The organism is Pseudomonas sp. FG13, assembly GCF_057809755.1.
This window is the reverse complement of record NZ_JBMDKO010000013.1, coordinates 15,438-36,671: the sequence shown is the minus strand read 5'-3', so window position 1 is coordinate 36,671 and position 21,234 is coordinate 15,438. Positions and strand designations below refer to the sequence as shown.

The following is a 21,234-nucleotide window of genomic DNA, read 5'->3' as shown; positions in this document are numbered from 1 at the left end:
ACTGCAGCCTGCAAAACTAGCCCATCAGCCCGCGCATGATCAGGAACAACACCGAAGGGCCCAGCAAACAACCCAGCGCGGTATAGAACGCCGCCGTCAGGCACCCATACGGCACCAGTTTCGGATCGGTCGCTGCCAGCCCGCCGGCCACGCCGCTGGAGGTGCCCATCAACCCGCCGAAGATCACTGCACTGCGTGGATTGTTGAGGCCAATCATCGGTGCCACGAAAGGCGTCGCCACCATCACCAGGATCGCCTTGATCAGCCCGGCGGCAATGGACAGCGCCATCACCTCGGAACTGGCGCCAATGGCCGCTCCGGTAACCGGTCCGACGATGTACGTGACCGCCCCAGCGCCGATGGTAGTCAGGCTCACCGCATCGGTGTATCCGAAGGCCATCGCCACACCCACGCCGGCAATGAACGAGGTGCCCACACCGACAAACAGCGCCAGCACCCCGACGAAACCGGCACGCTTGAGCTCCTCGACACTCACCCCAAAAGCCGTGGCGACAATGGCAAAGTCCCGCAGCATGGCGCCGCCCAGCAAGCCAATTCCGGAAAGCAGTGGAATATCCACCACGCCCTTTTGCCCCCCGGTCATCGCCCCGCCGATATACGACAGTATCAACCCCAGCAAAATCGCGATGGCCGAACCGTGCAGGCGGCCCTTGGTGAACGTGTTGCTGATCCAGTACGACACCCACATGGTGATACCGACAATCGCAAAACCACTGATCAGGCCGTAGCCGGTAATCACTTTCATCATTGATTCGTACATGGCGATCACCCTACCGTCTTCACGGAAACGTTGGCTTCAGGCCCTTTGTTGCCGATGCGCACCAGCACCGGCACCAACGCAAAGGCAATCACCACCGCCAGGGTCCCGGCCAGAATCGCCATCGGTCCGCCCTTGAGCGCACCATAGACATTTTGCTGGGCCGCCATGGCAACCACGATGGGAATGTAGATCGCACTCCAGAATTCCACGCCGGCCTCGGATTTGCCCTTGAACAGACCGCGCTTGCTCAGATAACTGCCCAGACCGATCAACAGCAGCATCGCAATGCCGACGCCGCCGACGTTGGCCGGCACGCCGATCAGTTTGCCCAGCAGCTCACCGATGAAAATACCCGTCAGGGTACAAAAGGCCAGAAATGCCACACCGTAAATAATCATTGTCGTAGTCCTCAAAGTGCATCGTCGAAGTTGTTGTTTTTGTGCTTCGCCAGCTTGAGTCGGTGGTCTAGGGTTGGCGGCTTCCCTCCTCTGCGAGCAGCGCTTGCAGGGTATCGAGCCGGGCACCGTCGAAGGCCATGACAGTGCCCTGCTCGAACACACGGCGTGCCAGCCCGGTCAGCACCGCACCGGGTGGCAGCTCGATCTGCAAGCGCACGCCTCGCTCATAGGCACTTTGCACCGTACCGCGCCAATCGACGACGCGGCACATGTTGAAAGCGAGGTCGTCGCGCAAGGCGTCGGGCTTTGTCACCGGCCGGGCGCGGCTGCCGCTGAGATAACCCAATGCGGGGGTTCGCAACGATACGTCGGCAAATGCCTCGGCCAATGTTCGCGCGGGTCTTTCCAGCAATGGGCAATGGGATGGCACGCTCACTGCCAGGCGGCACGCCTTTCCGGCGCCCTGGCGGCGTGCGTGGCTGGCAACGACCGCCATGGCCTCGTCGCTGCCGGCGATGACCACCTGGCTATCGGCATTGATATTGGCCAGGTAGACCGGCGTTGCGTCGCTGTGTATCTGGGCCAGCAACCCTTCCACGGCGGCGAGGTCCAGGCCGATGATCGCGGTCATGCCATAGCCTTGCGGATAGGCCTGCTGCATCAGTTCGCCCCGCAGGTTGACCAGCCGCAATGCATCCTCGAACCCCAGCGCACCCGCCACCACCGCCGCCGGATATGCGCCGATGGACAGCCCCGCCACGTAGTCCGGCGCCGGGGCTTGCTCCAGCAAGCGGCGCGACGCCGCCACACCCGCAATCAACAGGCACAACTGCACGGCGCGGGTCGATTGCAAGGCCTCGGCGCCGTCCAGTTGCAGCACGTCTTCACCGAGCACATCGCTCGCCTCGGCCAACACATGCGGCGCCAGGCCATGGAGCATGCCCGTGCGCTGCGCACCCTGGCCGGGGAATACCAGGAGACTGCTCATGCGACCTGCTCCAGCGACGGCTGCCAGGGATTGCTCACCAGCCGGGCCTGGACGTCATCCTTGAGCAGCACCCGGCGTGACGAACCCGCCCACTCGCGCAGGGCTACAGCGCCGAACGGGGTCTGCAACTGCATGTCCACGGCACACGCCGAGCCCTCCAGTCGCGCCAGTAAATCCCTGGCCTGGACGCGATCCATCGGCTGCGGCGTGCGCAGGATCAGATCCAGGTCGCTGCGCTCATGCAGTGCCTCGATGCCGCTGGCGAGTTCGAATCCGGCGCTGCCGCTGATACCCCAGGTCCAGCCGCAGGCGTCGAGCATCGGCCGCAGGCGGGACAGCGCCCGCAGGGCCGGCAAGTCCCGTTGGCAGTCGATGTGGCACAGGTCTTCCGGACGTACCCGACGCTGGATCGCTGACAGCTGCATCAACGTGGCGTAACGCTGCTCCCGAGTCCGACCACGAACACCCACCGCCACCTGTCCCGGCGCCGTCAGCGCCCGCCGCACCACCACCGGTTGGCCGAGGCCGAGGGCTTGCACAGCCCACGCCGGCGCATCCGCTGGCAACTGCTGCGGGGTCATCCCCCAGAGCAGGTCGTGCGCCAGGAAGATGTTCACCACTGCGCGCTCAGCAACTGGCGAACATGGCTGGAAGCGGCCCGATGGGGCGCACCGAGGCGGCTGCTCAAATTTCGAGGCGCACCGGCCACATCGCTGATCGCTTGTTGCAGGCAATCGGTGACCCGGGCCAGATCGGTCGCCGATGGCTGTTCGATCTGCTCGACCGACAGGGTTTCCCACAACAACCCCAGACTGGCATAGCTGTCGATGTCATAGGCCATCGGCGGCACGCTGGCAGCCAGGGCTTCCAATTCCTCGACACTGCGCAGGGTCACCCGCGCCGCCGAGGCCTTGCCCATGGCGTGGACCATCACCCCAGGATCGCGCAATGCAATCAGCCGGTTGGCCTGGTAGCCGTGGGCCAGGAACGCCCCGGACATCGCCTTGCCCACCAGCAAGCCGATCACCGGGTGACCGGCCAACCGGGCACGGGCATAACTGTCCACCGCACCAGCCAACGCCTGATGGATGCCCAGGGCTTCTTCCCGGCGACCATAAGCCTGGCTGGGTACATCGACAATGGCGATCAGCGCACGCTTGCTGGACGCCTCGCGGTCAGCCTCGATGGCGTCATCCACCGCCTTGGCCAGGCCCCAGCCTTCCAGCAGGCCGACCTCTCCGTTGCGAGCCCGGGGAAAACGATTATCGGGATCGGCCACCACCGCCAACAGGCGCACGGTCTGCCCGCCCAACCTGGCATCGGCCGCCTTCACCGAAGCGGGCAGTCCCGACAGCGGCTCGGCGCCACCACTCAAGGCTTCGAACCAGCGCAAGCCTCTCAATGAATACGAACTCATGGGCGTTCTCCCTGATACAACTGGCGAACCGCTGCCGGTTCGATCTGCACGTCAGTGTCCAACCGGGCCAGGCGTTGCAGGAACAACTCGGCCTGGCCGCTGCGGTGCTCGGCGGGCACGCCCAGATGCAACAACTGGCTGACCTGCTGGCGGATCTGCTGCACATCATCGGCGCAATAGCGATCCACCAATCCCGTGGCGAAGCGTTGCTCGCCACCGGTCAGGCTCCAGATAAACGGGCGATCCCGGGCGTCGTATTCCTCGATTCCGGCCTCCTGCTCGATCACTTGCGGGCCGTTCAATCCCAGCCGCGCTTCCTGGGTCACCAGCAGATAACTGCACAGCCCGGCGGCGATGGACATGCCGCCAAAGCAACCGACACTGCCAGCCACTACACCGACCACCGGCTGGTACTGACGCAAGTCGACAATTGCCGAATGAATTTCGGCGATGGCCGCCAACCCCAGATTGGCCTCCTGCAGACGCACACCGCCGGTTTCCAACAGCAGCACCGCACGGGTCGCAATGCCCTTGCGGTTGTCCTCGGCGGCCAGTTCCAGGGCGCCGGCGATCTTCGCCCCACCCACTTCGCCAAGGCTACCGCCCTGGAACGCACCTTCGATGGCGGCGAGCACCACCGGCAGGCCGTCGATGCTGCCCTTGGCGATCACCACGCCGTCGTCGCTTTGCGGCACCACGCCTTGACGCAGCAGCCACGGCGACATGATTCGCTGGAACGGGTCGAGCAGTTCGCGAAACGTGCCGTCATCGAGCAAGACCTTCGCCCGTTGCCGGGCACCGAGTTCGACGAAGCTGTGCTTGTTAAGCAACGCTGCACTGTCAGTCATGGCCGATCTCCTCGAAACCCTGCTCCAGGCGCAGACGCACCACGCCGGGGGTGGCGCCGAAATCATGGATGTCGATGGACAGCGCGGGTGGCGTCTGGCCGTCGAACATCCGGCTGAAGAGATGCTGCCAGCGTTGTTCGCTGCCATTGACCGAGGTCTGCACCTGGATGGTCAACTTGCCCGCCAGCCCCGGCTCGATCAGCACTTCCAGGTCGCCCGAGCCGACACAGCCCACCAGCGCCCGGCCCCGTGGCGGCTGTCCGGCGGGAAATTCAAAAGATAAGGTTTCCATCAGCAAACTCCCTGGATGACGCTATCACCCGACTCGATACGGTCGATGAACAGGCAGGCCGCGAGCAGGTCGGCGGCGCCGCCGGGCGAGGCGTTCAATGCAATCAGTTGTTGGTCCAGTGCGTGCAATCGGCGACGACCGTCGAGGCTCGCACTGCCACCGGCATCCAGCACCGCCTGGGCACCGGCCTGCATGGCCCGCAAACCGGGTTCGCCGGCGCGGTACAGCACACAGGTGTCCGCCAGTTGGGTCATGATCGCCAGTAAGGCGTCGAGGCGGGCGTTCTGCTCGCCATGGGCCTGGGTGCGGCTGCGTCTGAGTTGCGGCAGTGCGCGTTGCATGATCGAAGGAAAGCCCAACTGCGCTTCTTCCCTTGCGCCGCGTGCACCGTAGCGCTGGGCCACTTGGGCGCCATGGCTGAGGGGTCTTGGCGCGTAGCGATCTTCAAGCAGCGCCAGGCGTGCGGCACGCAACGTGACGGCACCGGCGGCGCTGGATTCAGGCTCCAGCGCCGCCGCCGCCACCAACAGGCCCAACGCCCAGATCGCGCCACGATGGGTATTCACGCCGTCGGTGGTGGCGAGCATCGCCGCTTCGCCTTCACGACCGATGCGCCCGAGGGCCTCGCGCAGCGGCAGGCCCACCTCACCGAACGCCAGCGCCGCATCAGCCATTTCCTTGAAGGCGGGCCACAAGGAAAGCGCCGAGGCGTGCATCAGCCCCAGGTGCAGATCGGTATGGGCGCCATTGCCGCGGCGGTCCACCAGCGCCGGTTTGGGTGACAGGTCCGCTTCGTCGATCAGCGCGTCCACCGCCAGGTCCGCCAGCCGTTCGGCCAGGCTCAGGGTTTTCGGTTGCAGGTTGAGTGCGTGCATTACCAGCTCCTGAACTTGGCGGGTGGGTTGTAGAGGCCACCGGACCACTCCACCAGGTCGGCCACGCTCTTGGCGGCGAGCAATTCGCGGGTGGCGTCGGTGCGGCGGATACCCAAGTCTTCGGGCAAGGCGATCAGCCCTTCGCGGCGCATGCGGGCAGTGTCTTTCGGGTTGTGGCGCAGGCCGATGGCGGTGACCCCGGCAACCGCCGCGATCATCGCCTGGCGCTCTTCCAGGGAACGAGCCTTGTACAGATAGGCGATGCCCTCTTCGGTCAACAGATGGGTAACGTCGTCGCCGTAGATCATGATTGGCGCCAGGGGCATGCCGGCTTTCTTCGCCACGTCCACCGCATCGAGGGTGTCGACGAACGTCGGTTTGCCGCCCTCCTGGAAGGTCTCGACCATCTGCACCACCAGCTTCTTGCCGCGTTCGAGCAACGGCGCTTCGCCGTCGCCGTGGCGCATGTCGAGCCAGGCCGGGGTGCCGTGGCGGCGACCACGGGGATCATGGCCCATGTTTGGCGCACCACCGAAACCGGCCAGTCGGCCTCGGGTAACCGTCGAGGAATGACCATCACCATCCACTTGCAGGGTGGCACCGATGAACAGGTCCACCGCGTATTGGCCGGCCAGTTGGCAGACCATGCGGTTGGAGCGCAGCGAGCCATCGCGGCCAGTAAAAAACACGTCCGGCCGGGCGGCGATGTAATGCTCCATGCCCAGTTCAGTGCCGAAGCAGTGCACGCTGTCGACCCAGCCGCTTTCGATGGCCGGAATCAGCGTCGGATGAGGATTGAGGGTCCAGTTGCGGCAGATCTTGCCCTTCAGACCGAGGGATTCGCCATAGGTCGGCAGGATCAGCTCGATGGCGGCGGTGTTGAAGCCGATGCCGTGGTTGAGGGACTGGACGTTGTGTTTTTCGTAGATCCCACGGATCGCCATCATCGCCATGAGCACGTGCACAGGCTTGATGTGGCGCGGGTCGCGGGTGAATAGCGGTTCGATGTAGAACGGCTTGTCGGCCACCACCACGAAATCCACCCAGGACGCCGGGATGTCCACGCGTGGCAAGTCGCTGACGTCATCCACCAACTGGTTGACCTGGACGATGACGATGCCATCGCTGAAAGCCGCCGGCTCGATCAACGCCGGGGTGTCTTCGGTGCTGGGGCCGGTGTAGATATTACCGGCGCGGTCGGCCATGAAACCGGCCGAGAGCACCACGTTGGGAATCAAGTCCACCACCAGCCGGGCGTAGAGTTCGATGTAGGTGTGGATCGCGCCGATTTCCAGCAGACCGTCTTCCAGCAACTGGCTGATGCGCAGGCTCTGGGTCCCGGCGAAGGAAAAATCGAGTTTGCGGGCGATGCCGCGTTCGAACAGGTCCAGATGCTCGGAACGGCCGACGCTGGGCATGATCATGTGCAGGTCGTGCAGCTTCGAAGGATCGGCCTTGGCCAGGGAACGCGACAGGAAATCCGCCTGTTTCTGGTTGTTGCCTTCCAGCACCACACGGTCGCCAGGTTCGATCAAAACCTGCAATGCCTCGACGATCCGGTCGGTGGGCAATACCACACCATCGACCATGCCCTTCACCTGTTCGAGACGCCGCTGCTTTTCGCCGCGCCGCCGCGTCCAGCGCGAGTCGGGGGATATTGTTGTTGTCATGACCACTCCACGGGTTCGCTGTCGTGGAGACCACCTTAGGAGTGATGGGACGATGGCATCAATCAAGCTCGACGGTGGATCGTTACGCTTGGAGTAATGGTTGAAATGAATCTGTATGGGGCGAGAGGCTCTGTGGGAGCGGGCTTGCTCGCGAAAGCGGCGGGTCAGCTTGCATTTGTACTGGATGTACCACGCCTTCGCGGGCAAGCCCGGCTCCCACTGGTTCTGGAGGTGTTCTCCACGATCCCCTGTGGGAGCGAGCCTGCTCGCGATAGCGGTGGGTCAGGCGCCCTTTGCATTGACGGTTCCGACGCCATCGCGAGCAGGCTCGCTCCCACATTCGGTTGAGGTGGTTCGCAAACTCTGCACCCGCCATCTTCCCGCGGGCTAGGCTTTTACCAGTCCGGCGGCGATCACCAGTTCTTCAAGGGCCAACAGATCCGGCACCTTCGCCACATGCTCGCCCACCTGTACAGCCGCCTGCTCCAGCCCGCACAACGGCACGTCGACGTAACTCAACTGGCTATCAAGTTTGTAGGAGCGCGGGATGCCCTGCACCAGCAGGGCGATGAACTTCAATTCCGCGCGACCGCCCAGGGCGTTGAGCACGGCGATGCGGGCGCGCTCGCCAATCACGGTTTTCTGGTCGCAAGCCGATTCGAAACTCAACAACGGGATCTGCCGCTCACGCCAGGTGACCCAGCCCAGGAACCACGGCGGGGTGTCCATATCGAAGGTGCCGCTCTGATAGTCGATCAGCTCGGCCACCGCCACGTTGGGCAGCACCAGGTGTCGGTCGGCCAGGGGCAACAGCAGCCCGGTCAGGTAGCGGGTGCGATGGTCATGCATGGGGCTTGCTCCAGTGGGCGATGCTCTCGAGCAGCACCGACTCCTGATAGGGCTTGCCCAGGTAGTCGTTGACGCCGATGGCCATGGCCCGGTCGCGGTGTTTCTGGCCGGTGCGGGAGGTGATCATGATGATCGGCAGGTGCGCCAGGCGCGGGTCGTCGCGTACTTGCGTCGCGACCTCAAAGCCGTCCATGCGCGGCATCTCGATGTCCAGCAACATCAAGTCCGGGGTGTGCTCGCTCAGCAGCGCCATGGCATCCACGCCGTCCTTGGCGGTCAGGACGTGCATGCCGTGACGCTCCAACAGGCGACTGGTGACCTTGCGGACCGTCACCGAGTCGTCCACCACCAGCACCAGCAACGGCCGCAGGTGCTCGCCCTCGCCTTCAGTCAGCACCGGGCGACGTGGGGCCTGGTTGGGCATGGCGCGGATCGGTGCCAACAGGTCGAGAATCAGCACCACCCGGCCGTCGCCGAGAATGGTCGCGCCGGACAGGCCCTGCACCGCCGAGAATTGTGGACCGAGGCTCTTGACCACGATCTCCCGGGTCCCGACGGTGGCATCCACCTGCACCGCGACATGCCGTTCGTTGCACTGCACCAGCAACAGCGGCAAGGGCTGGCTCTGGCCCAGCAGTTTCGGCCGGGGCGCGGTTTTCAGCAGCTCGCCCAGGTAGCACAACTCATACCGCAGCCCAGCGTAGCTGTAGGTCGGTGGATCGAGCTGGTAATAAGCCTCCAGCTCGGCGGGCAGCACCCGCACGATGCTTTCGATGGTGTTCAACGGGATCGCATACTGGTCTTCGTGACACTGCACCATCAGGGCCCGGTTGACCGACACGGTAAAAGGCAGGCGGATGCGGAAATGCACGCCCTGCCCCGGCGTCGAGTCAATGACCATGCTGCCGCCCAGTTGCCGAACCTCCTCGTGGACCACGTCCATGCCGACGCCGCGCCCGGAGATCTGGGTGATTTTTTCGGCGGTGGAGAACCCCGGCTGCAGGATGAACTGCAACACGTCGCGGTCGCTGATATCACTGTCCGGCGCCAGCAGCCCACGCTTGATCGCCTTGCGCCGCACCGCGTCCAGCGGCACACCGGCGCCGTCGTCGCGGATATCGAAGACGATGTCGCCGCCTTCCCGGGACAGGTCGAGACTGATACGCCCACGGGCCGGTTTACCTGCGGCGATGCGCACGTCGGCCGGCTCCAGACCATGGTCGACGGCGTTGCGCAGCATGTGTTCCAACGGCGCGGCCATGCGCTCCAGCACGTTGCGATCCATCTCGCCTTCGGCATTATCGACGACGAACTCCACGTCCTTGCCCAGCTCCTGCGCCACCTGCCGGACGATGCGCTGGAGCCGCGGCACCATGCGTTCGAACGGCACCATGCGGGTGCGCATCAGGCCTTCCTGGAGCCGGGTGTTGATGCGCCGCTGTTGCTGCAGCAGGTTCTCGGCATCATGGTTGCTGCGGTCCAGGGTTTCCTTGAGGTCGAGCAAGTCCGAGGCGGACTCGAACAGCGCCCGGGACAACTGTTGCAGCTGGGAGTGGCGGTCCATTTCCAGCGGGTCGAACTCTTCGTAGCCCAGACGCTCGGCTTCCACTTGCTGGCGACTGAGAATCCGCCCCTGGGTTTCGGTGTCCAGGCGTCGCAACTGGTCGCGCATGCGCTCGATGGTGGTTTCCATTTCGCTCAGGGCCACGTGTGCATCGTTGACCTGCTGTTCGATACGGCCACGGAAGATCGACGTTTCCCCCGCCAGGTTCACCAGGTCGTCCAGCAATTCGGCGGACACCTTGACCATGTCCGCACCATCGCTCGACGCAGTTGGCTCGGGTTTGGCGGGCGCGGGTGCCGTGGCCGGACCTACGGGCATCGCCGGGGCTGCGGAGGGCTCCGTAGCCGGCGTCTCGCTGTTCTGCGGGTGGTTGACCGCCTGGATCTGCGCAATCAACCGGTCCGCCGGCGGACATGCCAGGCCGGCCCGTACAGCATCGAGCATGTGGGCCAATCGATCATGGCTGCTCTGCAGCAGGACGAACAACGCCGGAGTCGGTTGCAACAGGCCCGCGGACAAGCCTTCATAGAGATTTTCCAACTCATGGGCCAAGTCGCCGATGGGCCCGATCTCCACCATCCGCGCGCCGCCCTTGAGGGTGTGCAGGTCCCGCAGCAGGGTTTCCACCGCCTGGCGGTTCGATGGTTCGGCCTGCCAGCGCAGCAAGGCCGCGCCGGAACTGTCGAGGATGTCGAACCCTTCCTCGAGAAAGATCTCCAGCAGTTCGGGATCATGGCTGGCCGCGTCGCCTGGGATCGACCCGACGCCCTCAATGGCGTTCGGCTTGTCCTGACGGAACCGGCGGATGGCGTCGATCAGCGACACCGGATCGCCCAAGGTCTGGCCCTGCTGCAATTGCCCGAGCAACAGGTCGAGGCGCTCGTGGCTGCCGTTGAGCAGATGAGCCAGCTCATCGCTGTAGCTGTAGCGGCGATCCACCAAGCCTTCGTAGAGGTTTTCCAGTTCCTGGGCCAGATCGCTGATCGGCCGGATATCGGCCATGCGCGCACCACCCTTGAGGGTATGCAGGTCCCGCTGCAACGAGGACAGCGGTGCCCCGTTGTCCGGGTCCGCCAGCCAGCGTTGCAGGGCCTGGGCGGCACTTTCCAGGATGTCCTGAGCCTCTTCGAGGAAGATCGAGGTGATGTCGTCGTCCATCGATGTGTCAGCAGGCACGTCGCGTTCGAGCTCGGCGGTTGCATGCCCCAGCTCGCGGATGCTCAAGGTGCGGCTGCCATCGCTGCGGATCAGGCCGGTGGCCGACGGATCTAGACCAGCCTCGAGCAGCGCATGCAGGGCCTGGATCCGCTCGGGTCGTGGATGCACATGCTGACCGGCCGCCAACTCATCGAGCATGTCGATCAACGCTTCGTGGGCACGTTGCGCCTGCTGGAAGAATTCGTCGCTGACCACCAGGCTGCTTTCTTCCACGGCGCCATAAAGATCGAGCAAGGCTTCGCAGAGCTCGTCCACCGGCTGCAGGTCGGCCAGGTGCGCGCCTTCGCCAAGGGTCGTCAACTCATCCAGCAAAGCGCTTAACTCCTGGCCTTCGCCGGGGTGCTGCTGCCAGCGTTGCAACAGATTTTCGGCGTCCAGCAGGATGTCCATGCCCTGGGCCAGGAAATCGTTGATCAGTTGCGGGTCGCGCTTGTTTCGCGCGCCATTGTCTGAAGTGCCGCTGACCGCTTGCAGGCGCTCGGCCACCAGGGCCTGGGTTCGCCGGATCAAGTCCGCGGCCCCGGGAATCGGCGCCAGTGGATCACCGTGCAACTGGCGCAGGCCCAGGCGCAGCAGGCCTTCGGCTTCCAGCAGGCACTCGACTTCATCCAGGTCGAGGGCTATCAGGTGCACCCTGTACTCCCGGGCAAGTTGGTCCATCGCCCCGGCCAGCTCGGCAATCGGCAGCACGCCAGCCATGGATGCGCTGCCCTTGAGGGTGTGCAGGGCACGCTGCAATTCGTCACTGGCCTGCAAGGGCAGGTGTTCGGCGGCCTGCTCGAGAAAACGATTGAGACCGGCGAGATGCCCCTGGGCTTCCTTGTCGAAGATCTTCAACAGCAGCGGGTCGAGGGCGGCTACGTCCCCCTGGTCTTCATCGAGCTCATCGCTGCCCTTGGCCAGGGCGTGGGCGCGTGCGGCCAACCGGTCGACATCGTCACGCTGGCGCTGGAGATGGGCGGCAAAATCGGCCACCAGCGTGGGCAGCAGCCGTACTGTGTCGTCCACCAGTTGCAGAACCGTAGCACTCGGCTCGACGCTGTGTTCCAGCACCCGGTTGAGCAGGTTCTCCACCGCCCAGGCCAGTTCCCCCAGCACCAGTGCCCGGACCATGCGGCCGCTGCCCTTGAGCGTGTGGAAGGCCCGGCGCACTTCGCCCAGGGCGACCTGGTCGGCAGGTTGAGCGGCCCAGCGCGGCAGGTACTCGTGCAGCACCTCCAGCACCTCGCCGGTTTCCTCGAGGAAGACCTCACGCAATTCTTCGTCGACCGGGTGCTCATCCACCGGAGGCGGCAGCAGACTGCCCGGCGTGCTCCTGGCCGGCGGATTGACCGCCGAGACCGGGCTGGCCAGCATGTCGGCGAGGGACTGCACGGTCTGCGGATCATCCAGCTCCTGCAAATCCTGCATGACCTGGGCTTCGTTGGGGCTCAGCACATCGTCGAGCAAGGGTACCCGGGCCTCATCTGGGAAATAGCCGAGCGCGGCCAGGCTCCGCTCGACCCCATCCAGCAACGGCTCGCCGGGTGTTTCCGGATCTTCGCTCAAACGCTCCAGGTAATATTCAAGACCGGTGATCACGTCGGCCAGATGGTCGAGCTCTTCCCAACCCGGTCGGGCCTGGTCCAGCAACAGGTGGTCGCGAATGAATCCGTTGCAGGCCTCCACCAGGCCGGCAGCGCGACTCAGGGGGATCATCGCCAGGGCGCCGCGGACCTGGGTCAGCAGGGTCGGCAAGGTCTGTAGTTGTTCGCTGTTCCAATCGGCGTCGATGTAGTCGACGATCATGTCCTTGGCCTGCTGCAGGCAGGTGTGGGCTTCCTTGATGACAATCTGGTGGATCTGGGTCAGGTCGGTGGTGGGCAATTGGCTGTCTTCACGACTTTCAGGCTCGACGGTGCCCACCATGCCGGCCAGGTTGGCCTCGACATAGAGCAAGGCCCCGGCGACGTCCATGAGAGTCGCGTCATCGGGCTCCCGTTGGCCTTGGGAGAGGCTCAGGACCACCGCCAATTGATCGATGATGACCTTGCGAGGCTGGCCGAAACCCAGCACCGCCAGGGTATCGGCGATCTGCCGCAAGGGCGCCAGCAGGCTGTCCAGCTCCGAGGCGTGCTGGCGGTCACTGCGCACGAACAGGTCCAGCCGCTCCTTGACCCGCACCAGTTCCTCGCAGAGCGCGGTGAGCACCGAGCGCATGGCATCGCGGTCGGGCCCGGCCAGGCGCGCACGCTCTTCGTCGAGCATGGCGCTGTCGGGCAGCGCATCGTCCAGTGAGTAGCGTTCTTTCATGATCTGCATCTGCCCGCTGGGGTATTCGGCCTTGGCAATATAGAACAACAAGCTCTTGAGCAGGTGCGGCGGTGCCGGTTGATTGATACCGGGCATGCCCTGGTCGAGCAGGCGCTTGAGTTCCTTGTCGGCTTCCTTGAACAGGCTGCGTAACGCCGGGCTGTTGGCGATACGCCCGTCACGCATGCCTTCGATCAACGCCGAAGCCACCTGCCACAGGGCATTGAGCGGCGCGCCTGCGCAGAGCCCTTCGAGGCGATGGAAGACTTTGGCCAGGTAACCGAGGTGGGTGGCATCGTCCTGTTCGCGCAACAGGCCCACCAGGGCCACTTGCAAGGTCTGGCGCAATTTGCGCAAAGTGCCGGGCAGGTCCGCCGGCTCGAGCCGCTTCAGGGCTGCATCGCCGAGGGGCGCGATATCGGGCAATTCCGGGCTGAACAGGCTGGTTTCCGACAACAGGCTTTCGCCCCGGGCACTGCGCAAGTCGTTGATCAGCGGCAAGACCACCAGCGGCAGGTCGCGACGGGCACCCTGGATGCGGTCCAGGTACATCGGCAGCTGTCCCAGGGCCTGGCTCAACAGGCTGATGGCTTCGTCGCGATGGGCGATGCGATTGTCCTGCAGGGCGACGCACAGGTGCTCCATTTCTTCGGCCAGCAACGCCGCGCCATAGAACTCGACCATCTGCAGGCCACCATGTACCTGGTGAATGCAGGCCAGGCATTGCCCAAGGGCATCCGCCGCCTGCGGGTCATCCACCAGCCGGTTGAGGGCCAGATGGGCCTGCTTCAGCGTTTCGGCAATCTCGCCCTTGACCCATTCCAGGGCCACGTAGTCGTGCCGATCACCCATAACCGCTCCAATCCGGCAAATACACCCTCCTTGTGGCGGGAGGACTCATCTGTGGGAGCAAAGCTTGCTCGCGATAAAGGCAACTCGATCTCCGGCCTGACGCGTCGCTCTCATCGCGGGCAAGCCTTGCTCCCACATGATTCCCCTCGCCCCGTATACCGCCTCCAACAATCAAGACTTGTCCTCATCCTTAGCCGCCGGCAACGTGAACCCGGACACCGACCGGCGCAGCTGGCTGGCCATTTTCGCCAGGTTGCCGATGCTCTCGGCGGTGGCGGTGGAGCCGGACGAGGTCTGGGTGGTGATCTGCTGGATCACGTTCATCGTCAGGGAAATCTGTCCCGCCGAAGTGGTCTGCTGCTGCGCGGCGTTGGAAATGCTCTGGATCAGCGCCGCCAGGGTCTTCGACACGCCCTCGATCTCCTCCAGGGCCACGCCGGCATCCTGGGCCAGACGGGCGCCGCGCACCACTTCGCTGGTGGTCTGCTCCATGGAGATCACCGCTTCGTTGGTATCGGCCTGGATCGCCCGCACCAGCGTTTCGATCTGCCGGGTCGCCGCCGAAGAGCGCTCCGCCAGCCGTTGTACTTCATCGGCCACCACCGCGAAGCCGCGCCCCGCATCACCGGCCATGGACGCCTGGATCGCGGCGTTGAGGGCCAATATGTTGGTCTGGTCGGCAATGTCGTCGATCAGGCTGACGATGTCGCCGATTTCCTGGGACGACTCGCCCAGGCGCTTGATGCGCTTGGCGGTGTCCTGGATCTGCTCGCGAATGTTGTCCATGCCATGAATGGTGTTGTGCACCACCTCGTTGCCCTTGTTGGCGATCTCCACGGAGCGCTCGGCCACCGCCGACGACTCGGCGGCGTTGGCCGATACCTGGTCGATGGACTGGGCCATTTCATTGATTGAAGTCGAAGCTTCGCTGATCTGCTGGGCCTGGTGCTCGGAAGCCTGGGCCAGGTGCATGGCGGTGGCCTGGGTTTCCTGCACCGCGGCGGCGACCTGGCCAGCGGTGAGGTTGATGGTGGCGACCAGGTCGCGCAGTTGGTCCACCGAATAATTGATCGAGTCGGCAATGGTGCCGGTGAAGTCCTCGGTGACCGACGCGGTGACGGTCAGGTCGCCGTCGGCCAGATCGGCGATTTCGTCCAGCAAGCGCATGATCGCGTTCTGGTTGCGCTCGTTCTTTTCCGCGGTTTCGTGCAACTGGCGGTTGGTTTCACGCACCATCACCAGACCGATCAGGATGATCGATGTCAGCGCCAGCAACCCCAGCACATAACCGCCGATGGCGTGGACGGACCGACCGCTGGCCAGGTTCTCCAGTGCGGTGGTCAGGTGCGAGGCTTCGTCCAACAGGGTCTGCGACAGATTGAAGATGTTGCCCGCCGACTCGCGAACCTTGAACAGCTCCGGCGAGGTTTCGAGGATTTCGTCCACCGAGCCCGAGACGAACTCGAACAGTTCACTGATTTCGCTCAGGCGTGCCCGGGCATCGCGATCCTGGACCTGGGAGATCTTCAAGGCCGGGTCGCCTTGCAACATCCCGTTGAGCACCTGGCCGAAACGCGCGGCATCGCGGCCAAAGGTATCGGCGGCCTGGCTGGCGTTCTCATCCCCCGCCAGCACGGTATTCACTGCACCCAGTATGCGCTCGGCCAACAGCGACTGGCGCTGGGCCATGGCCACCTGGGCCGCTGGTGCGCCCCGTTGCAGCAGGATCTCGACGACTTTCTCATATTCGACCTGCAACTGCGGCACGGTTTCGGCCAAGGTCGCCGCCACCTGATGCAGCGACAGCACAGTCTGCTCGCTGGACAGGATGGCGTCGGTGTTCTTGAGCAGGCGCTCCCAGTCCAGTTGCACCGCGCGCATCTGCGGTCGCAGGGTCGAGGGCGCCGGTGGCAGGCCGGTCACCGGGTCACCCTGCTTGAGGTAGCCCCAGCGCTGGGCAAAATCGTTGCGTGCATCGCTCAGCAACTTGAACGCCGCAGCCTTGCCGGCGGCGGCCTCGGTGGCGTTCTTGGCAATGCGCTGGGACAACACCCGCAACTCACCGGCATGGCCGATGTACTGTTTATCGTAGGTGGACTGGGTGTTGAGGTACGCGAAATTGGCGAACAGCAGCATGATGAAGATGATCAGCGCGACGAACAGCACGATGATCTGCGAACGACTGCGCGACGCTTCCAGTGGCTTGCCTGTGTGTGCTTTGCTCATCGATTTTCGCCTGTACTGCCCAATCCAACTCGCCATGGGTGACTGATCTCAGGGCGGCTCTGTGGGAGCAAGGCTTGCCCGCGATGACAACAACACGGTTTGCTGCCGACCGAGGCGTCTGCATCGCGAGCAAGCTTTGCTCCCACAGGCTCGCTCCCACAGGAGGCTGCGCGGTGTCTGTTAAATAGCCACATCCATGAACCCCTCAGACTGCGTCAACGCAAAAGGGCTGAACACCTGCCACTGTCGCTCGCCACGAAACCGGCCCTTGACGAAGGCGGCTTCCGGACAGTCGCGATCGTTTGCCTGCATCGGCTCCAGGCTGTCCTGGGCGAAATGCTGCAATCCGAGGACTTCATCCACCAGCAACCCGGCGAACACCTCGCCATGATCCACCACCAGCACCCGCCGCTGCTTGCGCACCGTCGACAGTTCGTGACCGAAAAAACCGCACAGGTCCATCAACGGCAACAGTCGCCCACGCAGGTTGGCCACACCACGCACCCACGGCTTGACCCCAGGCAGATGCGTATGACGTGGCTCGTGCAGCACTTCGCTGACTTCTTCCATGGGCGCCACGTACCAACGCTCGCCCAGGCGAAAGCCGATACCACTCCAGGCATGACGGTGGGTCGGTTGGGACGGCAGGTCCGCCGCCAGCGACCGGCAGCGTCGATCGATCTGCAGCAGCAGCTCGAACGCAGTCAGGGATGGGCTCATGGCCGCGCCGTCAACCCGCCAGGACGTTGTTCAGGGTCTTGATCAGGGTTTCTTCGTCGACCGGCTTGGTCAGGTAGTCCTTGGCGCCTTGGCGCGTGCCCCAGACCTTATCGGTTTCCTGGTCCTTGGTGGTGATGATGATGACCGGGATATGCCCGGTTTCCGGATCCTTGGTCAATTGGCGTGTCGCCTGGAACCCGTTGAGGCCGGGCATGACGATGTCCATCAGCACCGCATCGGGCTTTTCCTGGCGGGCCAGGGCCACGCCGTCGGCGCCGTTCTCGGCCTTGAGGACCAGGTGACCGTGTTTTTCCAGCATGCCGGTCAGCTTGTACATTTCAGTCGGCGAATCATCGACGATCAGAATTCGTGCCATGGTGTTCCCCATTCTTGTCGACCCCAGGCTCTGCGGCCGGGCGTCATTTAATGTGCCTGGTGCGGCTGGACGGCGGCAAAGCCCGGAACATGAGCTTGTATCGCGCCCAGCAGTTCTTCCTTGCTGAAAGGCTTGGTCAAAAACTGATCGGAACCGACGATACGTCCCTTGGCCTTGTCGAACAGCCCGTCCCGGGACGACAGCAGGATCACTGGCGTGGCCTTGAAGGCGCTGTTGTTCTTGATCAGGGCGCAGGTCTGGTAACCGTCCAGACGCGGCATCATGATGTCGACAAAGATGATGCCCGGGTGATGGTCGGTGATCTTGGCCAGGGCATCGAAGCCATCGACCGCCGTGATCACCTCGCAACCCACATTGCGCAGCAAGGTTTCGGCGGTACGGCGAATGGTCTTCGAATCGTCGATGACCATGACCTTCAAGGCGCTGGGTTGCTGCTGCGTAGGATGCTCTGCCATTGCCACTGCGAACCGGTTTTAAACGCGTAAATGCGACCGACGGCGCAAGCCCTTGATGTTCAAGGCCCGCGCGCCACATGGCAGCCTTTTTAGCACAGTCTCCAGCGCCGGGCTATCGGCCGGACGGTACGGTGGTTTTTCCTTGACCGCGAATCCGGCGGGCGCCACTCTGACGCCACTTTTTCACGCCCTTTGTGCCCCATCAGATTTCGAGGAACCAAGCCATGAGCGTACGCGTCGGCATTGTCATGGACCCTATCGCCAGCATTTCCTACAAAAAGGATAGCTCGCTGGCCATGCTGCTGGCCGCTCAAAAGCGCGGCTGGGAATTGTTCTACATGGAACAGCGCGATCTCTACCAGGCCGAAGGCCAGGCCCGGGCGCGCATGAAACCGTTGAAAGTCTTCGCCAACCCGGAAAAATGGTTTGAACTGGGCGACGAAAACGATGCGCTGCTGAGCGACCTGGACGTGATCCTGATGCGCAAGGATCCGCCGTTCGACATGGAATTCGTGTATTCCACTTACCTGCTGGAACAAGCCGAAACCGCCGGCGTGCTGGTGGTCAACAAGCCCCAGAGCCTGCGCGACTGCAACGAGAAGCTGTTCGCCACCCTGTTCCCGCAATGCACGCCACCGACCATCGTCAGCCGCCGTCCGGATGTACTGCGCGAGTTCGCCGATCATCACGGCGACGTGATCCTCAAGCCCCTGGACGGCATGGGCGGTTCTTCGATCTTCCGCCACACCGCCGGCCACCCGAACCTCTCCGTGATCCTGGAAACCCTGACCCTGCACGGCAAGCAGCAGATCATGATCCAGGGCTACCTGCCGGCCATCGTCGATGGCGACAAGCGCATCCTGATGATTGATGGCGAGCCGGTGGACTACTGCCTGGCGCGCATTCCGGCAGCGGGCGAAACCCGCGGCAACCTGGCCGCCGGCGGCCGTGGCGAAGCCCGCCCGTTGACCGAGAAGGACCGCTGGATCGCGGCCCAGGTCGGCCCGACCCTGCGGGAAAAAGGCCTGCTGTTCGTGGGCCTGGACGTGATCGGCGAGCACCTGACGGAAATCAACGTCACCAGCCCGACCTGCATCCGCGAGATCGATAATGCCTTCGGCACCGACATCGGCGGGATGCTGATGGATGCCATCGATCAGAAGCTCAAGGCTCGTTGATCCAGATCTGATGAAGGGAACCCACATTGCGTTATCATGCCCGGCCTGAAAAAAACGCGATGTTGGTTTCCTTGTCATGACCCTCCCGTCCGATCTGCCCCTAGAGCTCGCCCACCGTGGCGTGCGTCCGGCTGATCGCCTCGGCTTTACCCTGTTCCTGGCGGCGCTGATCCACCTGGCGCTGCTGCTGGGCGTCGGGTTTGCCACGGTCGAGCCCAAGCAGATCACCCAGACCCTCGAAATCACCCTGGCCACCTTCAAGAGCGAAACCAAGCCGAAGCAGGCAGATTTCCTCGCCCAGGAAAACCAGCAAGGCAGCGGCACCCTGGAAAAAAAGGCGGTTCCCAAGACCACCGAGATCGCGCCGTTCCAGGATAACCAGGTTCAGAAGGCCAGCCCTCCCCCGGCCGCCAAGCCCGAGGTCCAGGAAGCGGCCCCCAAGGCTGCCGTGACCACCGTGGCGCCGAAGCCGAAAAAGGCGCCGGTCAAGGAAGAGGTCAAGCCCGATCCCAAGCCCAAGGCCCCGGCACCGACCTTCGACAGCTCTCAGCTGTCCAGCGACATCGCCAGCCTGGAAGCCGAACTGGCCCAGGAACAGCAGCTCTATGCCAAACGCCCGCGTATCCACCGCCTGAGCGCCGCCTCGACCATGCGTGACAAGGGCGCCTGGTACAAGGACGAGTGGCGCAAGAAGGTCGAGCGCATCGGCAACCTCAATTACCCCGACGAAGCGCGGCGCAAGCAGATCTACGGCAACCTGCGGCTCATGGTCTCGATCAACCGCGACGGTTCCTTGTATGAAGTGCTGGTGCTGGAGTCCTCTGGCCAGCCGCTGCTGGACCAGGCGGCCCAGCGCATCGTGCGCCTGGCGGCGCCGTTCGCGCCGTTTACCGGAGATTTGTCGGACATCGACCGACTGGAGATCATCCGCACCTGGAAATTCTCCCGGGGTGACCGGCTTTCCAGTAACTGACCCACTGCCCAAGCCCCTTGTGGGAGCGGGTTGTGTGGGAGCAAGGCTTGCCCGCGATGAAAACGCCGCGGTCTCTTGAGGACCGCAGCGCCTGGATCGCGAGCAAGCTTTGCTCCCACACAACCCGCTCCCACATTTGATCGGTGTCGCCAACCAGATCGAGGTATTTCCTGCACATCCCCAGCTTGTCAGTTCGCCCCTGCGCCGCCACACTATCGCCTATGAAAAACGTCAGCCCCACCTACCTCAAGCATCATTTCCTGATCGCCATGCCGCATATGGCCGATCCGAACTTCGCCCATACCTTGACCTACATCGTCGAGCACACGGCCAATGGCGCCATGGGGCTGGTGATCAATCGCCCGCAGGAGCTGAACCTGGCGGACATTCTCGAGCAGCTGCGCCCTGAGGTAGAGCCGCCCATCCTGTGCCAGCACGTGCCGATTTTCATCGGCGGGCCGGTGCAGACCGACCGCGGTTTCGTGCTCCATCCATCGGGGCCGAGCTACCAGGCCACCGTGGACCTCAATGGCGTGTCGCTGTCGACTTCCCAGGACGTGTTATTTGCCATCGCCGACGGTGTCGGTCCGGAAAAAAGCCTGATCGCCCTCGGCTATGCCGGTTGGGAAGCCGGGCAACTGGAGGCCGAACTGGCCGACAATGCCTGGCTGACCTGCCCGTTCGACGCCGACATCCTGTTCAACACCAGCAGTGAACTGCGCCTGGAAGCGGCGGCCAACCGCCTGGGGATCAACCTCAGTCTGCTCACCAGCCAGGCAGGACACGCCTGATGGCCCTGCGCCTGCTGCTGGGTTTCGATTACGGCACCAAACAGATCGGCGTCGCAGTCGGCCAGGTCGTTACCGGCCAGGCCCGCGAGCTGTGCACCCTCAAGGCGCAGAATGGCGTTCCGGACTGGAACCAGGTCGAAGCGCTGATCAAGGAATGGAAACCCGACGCCGTGGTGGTCGGCCTGCCGCTGAACATGGACGGTACGCCCAGCGACATGTGCGTGCGCGCCGAAAAATTCGCCCGTCGGCTCAATGGCCGCTACAACCTGCCCTTCTACACCCATGACGAGCGCCTGACCACGTTCGAAGCCAAGGGCGAACGCCTCGAGCGTGGCGGGCAGAAAGGCAGTTACCGCGACAACCCGGTGGACGCCATCGCCGCCGCCCTGCTGCTGCAGGGCTGGCTCGATGCCAATAGCGCCCTGTTCGACACCTGATTTTGAAAGCGCC

Annotated in this window: 19 protein-coding genes; 4 read left to right on the top strand and 15 right to left on the bottom strand. The window is 63.9% G+C overall.

Annotation, left to right across the window (positions count from 1 at the left end; translation table 11 throughout):
- Positions 1 to 16: 16 nt before the first annotated feature.
- The 15 genes from madM to ACODTO_RS13205 all read right to left on the bottom strand — a co-directional run bounded on the left by madM (position 17) and on the right by ACODTO_RS13205 (position 17,842).
- Positions 17 to 781: a malonate transporter subunit MadM gene (gene madM, locus ACODTO_RS13275; protein ID WP_139640838.1), complete on the bottom strand. Its 765-nt coding sequence runs from the start codon at positions 779 to 781 to the stop codon at positions 17 to 19.
- A 5-nt stretch (positions 782 to 786) separates the two neighbouring features.
- Positions 787 to 1,179 carry a malonate transporter subunit MadL gene (gene madL / locus ACODTO_RS13270; protein ID WP_139640840.1) on the bottom strand — a complete coding sequence of 131 codons (393 nt, stop codon included), beginning with the start codon at positions 1,177 to 1,179 and terminating at the stop codon, positions 787 to 789.
- A 67-nt stretch (positions 1,180 to 1,246) separates the two neighbouring features.
- A complete protein-coding gene (gene mdcH, locus ACODTO_RS13265) occupies positions 1,247 to 2,167 on the bottom strand; it encodes a malonate decarboxylase subunit epsilon (RefSeq protein WP_489106564.1) in 921 nt (306 codons plus the stop codon).
- Positions 2,164 to 2,787 (bottom strand): malonate decarboxylase holo-ACP synthase, encoded by a 624-nt coding sequence (locus ACODTO_RS13260; RefSeq protein ID WP_489106563.1) that lies wholly within the window; start codon positions 2,785 to 2,787, stop codon positions 2,164 to 2,166. Before ACODTO_RS13260 ends, mdcH begins: the two co-directional genes overlap by 4 nt.
- Positions 2,781 to 3,584, bottom strand: a complete 804-nt coding sequence (mdcE, locus tag ACODTO_RS13255) for a biotin-independent malonate decarboxylase subunit gamma (RefSeq protein WP_175384729.1) — start codon at positions 3,582 to 3,584, stop codon at positions 2,781 to 2,783. Before mdcE ends, ACODTO_RS13260 begins: the two co-directional genes overlap by 7 nt.
- A complete protein-coding gene (locus tag ACODTO_RS13250; protein WP_139640849.1) occupies positions 3,581 to 4,432 on the bottom strand; it encodes a biotin-independent malonate decarboxylase subunit beta in 852 nt (283 codons plus the stop codon). The genes mdcE and ACODTO_RS13250 overlap by 4 nt, the downstream gene beginning before the upstream one ends.
- Entirely contained in the window at positions 4,425 to 4,724 is a 300-nt protein-coding gene (locus tag ACODTO_RS13245) for a malonate decarboxylase subunit delta (protein ID WP_024778873.1), read from the bottom strand. Before ACODTO_RS13245 ends, ACODTO_RS13250 begins: the two co-directional genes overlap by 8 nt.
- Positions 4,724 to 5,599 carry a triphosphoribosyl-dephospho-CoA synthase gene (locus ACODTO_RS13240; protein WP_139640851.1) on the bottom strand — a complete coding sequence of 292 codons (876 nt, stop codon included), beginning with the start codon at positions 5,597 to 5,599 and terminating at the stop codon, positions 4,724 to 4,726. The genes ACODTO_RS13245 and ACODTO_RS13240 overlap by 1 nt, the downstream gene beginning before the upstream one ends.
- The gene (gene mdcA / locus ACODTO_RS13235) at positions 5,599 to 7,269 is read right to left on the bottom strand and encodes a malonate decarboxylase subunit alpha (RefSeq protein WP_139640853.1); all 1,671 of its coding nucleotides are present in this window, start codon (positions 7,267 to 7,269) and stop codon (positions 5,599 to 5,601) included. Before mdcA ends, ACODTO_RS13240 begins: the two co-directional genes overlap by 1 nt.
- 387 nt (positions 7,270 to 7,656) lie before the next feature.
- Complete coding sequence (locus ACODTO_RS13230; protein ID WP_139640857.1) at positions 7,657 to 8,118, bottom strand: chemotaxis protein CheW; 462 nt, start codon at positions 8,116 to 8,118, stop codon at positions 7,657 to 7,659.
- Positions 8,111 to 14,044 (bottom strand): hybrid sensor histidine kinase/response regulator, encoded by a 5,934-nt coding sequence (locus ACODTO_RS13225; RefSeq protein WP_489106562.1) that lies wholly within the window; start codon positions 14,042 to 14,044, stop codon positions 8,111 to 8,113. Before ACODTO_RS13225 ends, ACODTO_RS13230 begins: the two co-directional genes overlap by 8 nt.
- A 171-nt stretch (positions 14,045 to 14,215) precedes the next feature.
- Complete coding sequence (locus ACODTO_RS13220; protein ID WP_139640860.1) at positions 14,216 to 16,270, bottom strand: methyl-accepting chemotaxis protein; 2,055 nt, start codon at positions 16,268 to 16,270, stop codon at positions 14,216 to 14,218.
- A gap of 180 nt (positions 16,271 to 16,450) precedes the next feature.
- Entirely contained in the window at positions 16,451 to 16,990 is a 540-nt protein-coding gene (locus ACODTO_RS13215; protein WP_139640862.1) for a chemotaxis protein CheW, read from the bottom strand.
- 10 nt (positions 16,991 to 17,000) lie between these two features.
- Positions 17,001 to 17,366, bottom strand: a complete 366-nt coding sequence (gene pilH, locus ACODTO_RS13210) for a twitching motility response regulator PilH (RefSeq protein ID WP_139640864.1) — start codon at positions 17,364 to 17,366, stop codon at positions 17,001 to 17,003.
- Between the two features lie 47 nt (positions 17,367 to 17,413).
- The gene (locus ACODTO_RS13205; RefSeq protein WP_041023967.1) at positions 17,414 to 17,842 is read right to left on the bottom strand and encodes a response regulator; all 429 of its coding nucleotides are present in this window, start codon (positions 17,840 to 17,842) and stop codon (positions 17,414 to 17,416) included.
- A 224-nt stretch (positions 17,843 to 18,066) separates the two neighbouring features.
- Here ACODTO_RS13205 and gshB point away from each other — a divergent pair, with 224 nt between their 5' ends.
- From gshB to ruvX, 4 genes are all read left to right on the top strand, one after another.
- Positions 18,067 to 19,020, top strand: a complete 954-nt coding sequence (gene gshB, locus ACODTO_RS13200) for a glutathione synthase (RefSeq protein ID WP_139640867.1) — start codon at positions 18,067 to 18,069, stop codon at positions 19,018 to 19,020.
- Between the two features lie 76 nt (positions 19,021 to 19,096).
- The gene (locus ACODTO_RS13195) at positions 19,097 to 19,993 is read left to right on the top strand and encodes an energy transducer TonB (RefSeq protein ID WP_489106561.1); all 897 of its coding nucleotides are present in this window, start codon (positions 19,097 to 19,099) and stop codon (positions 19,991 to 19,993) included.
- 221 nt (positions 19,994 to 20,214) lie between these two features.
- Positions 20,215 to 20,784 (top strand): YqgE/AlgH family protein, encoded by a 570-nt coding sequence (locus ACODTO_RS13190; protein WP_024778884.1) that lies wholly within the window; start codon positions 20,215 to 20,217, stop codon positions 20,782 to 20,784.
- Positions 20,784 to 21,221: a Holliday junction resolvase RuvX gene (gene ruvX, locus ACODTO_RS13185; RefSeq protein ID WP_041023970.1), complete on the top strand. Its 438-nt coding sequence runs from the start codon at positions 20,784 to 20,786 to the stop codon at positions 21,219 to 21,221. Before ACODTO_RS13190 ends, ruvX begins: the two co-directional genes overlap by 1 nt.
- Positions 21,222 to 21,234 lie beyond the last annotated feature (13 nt).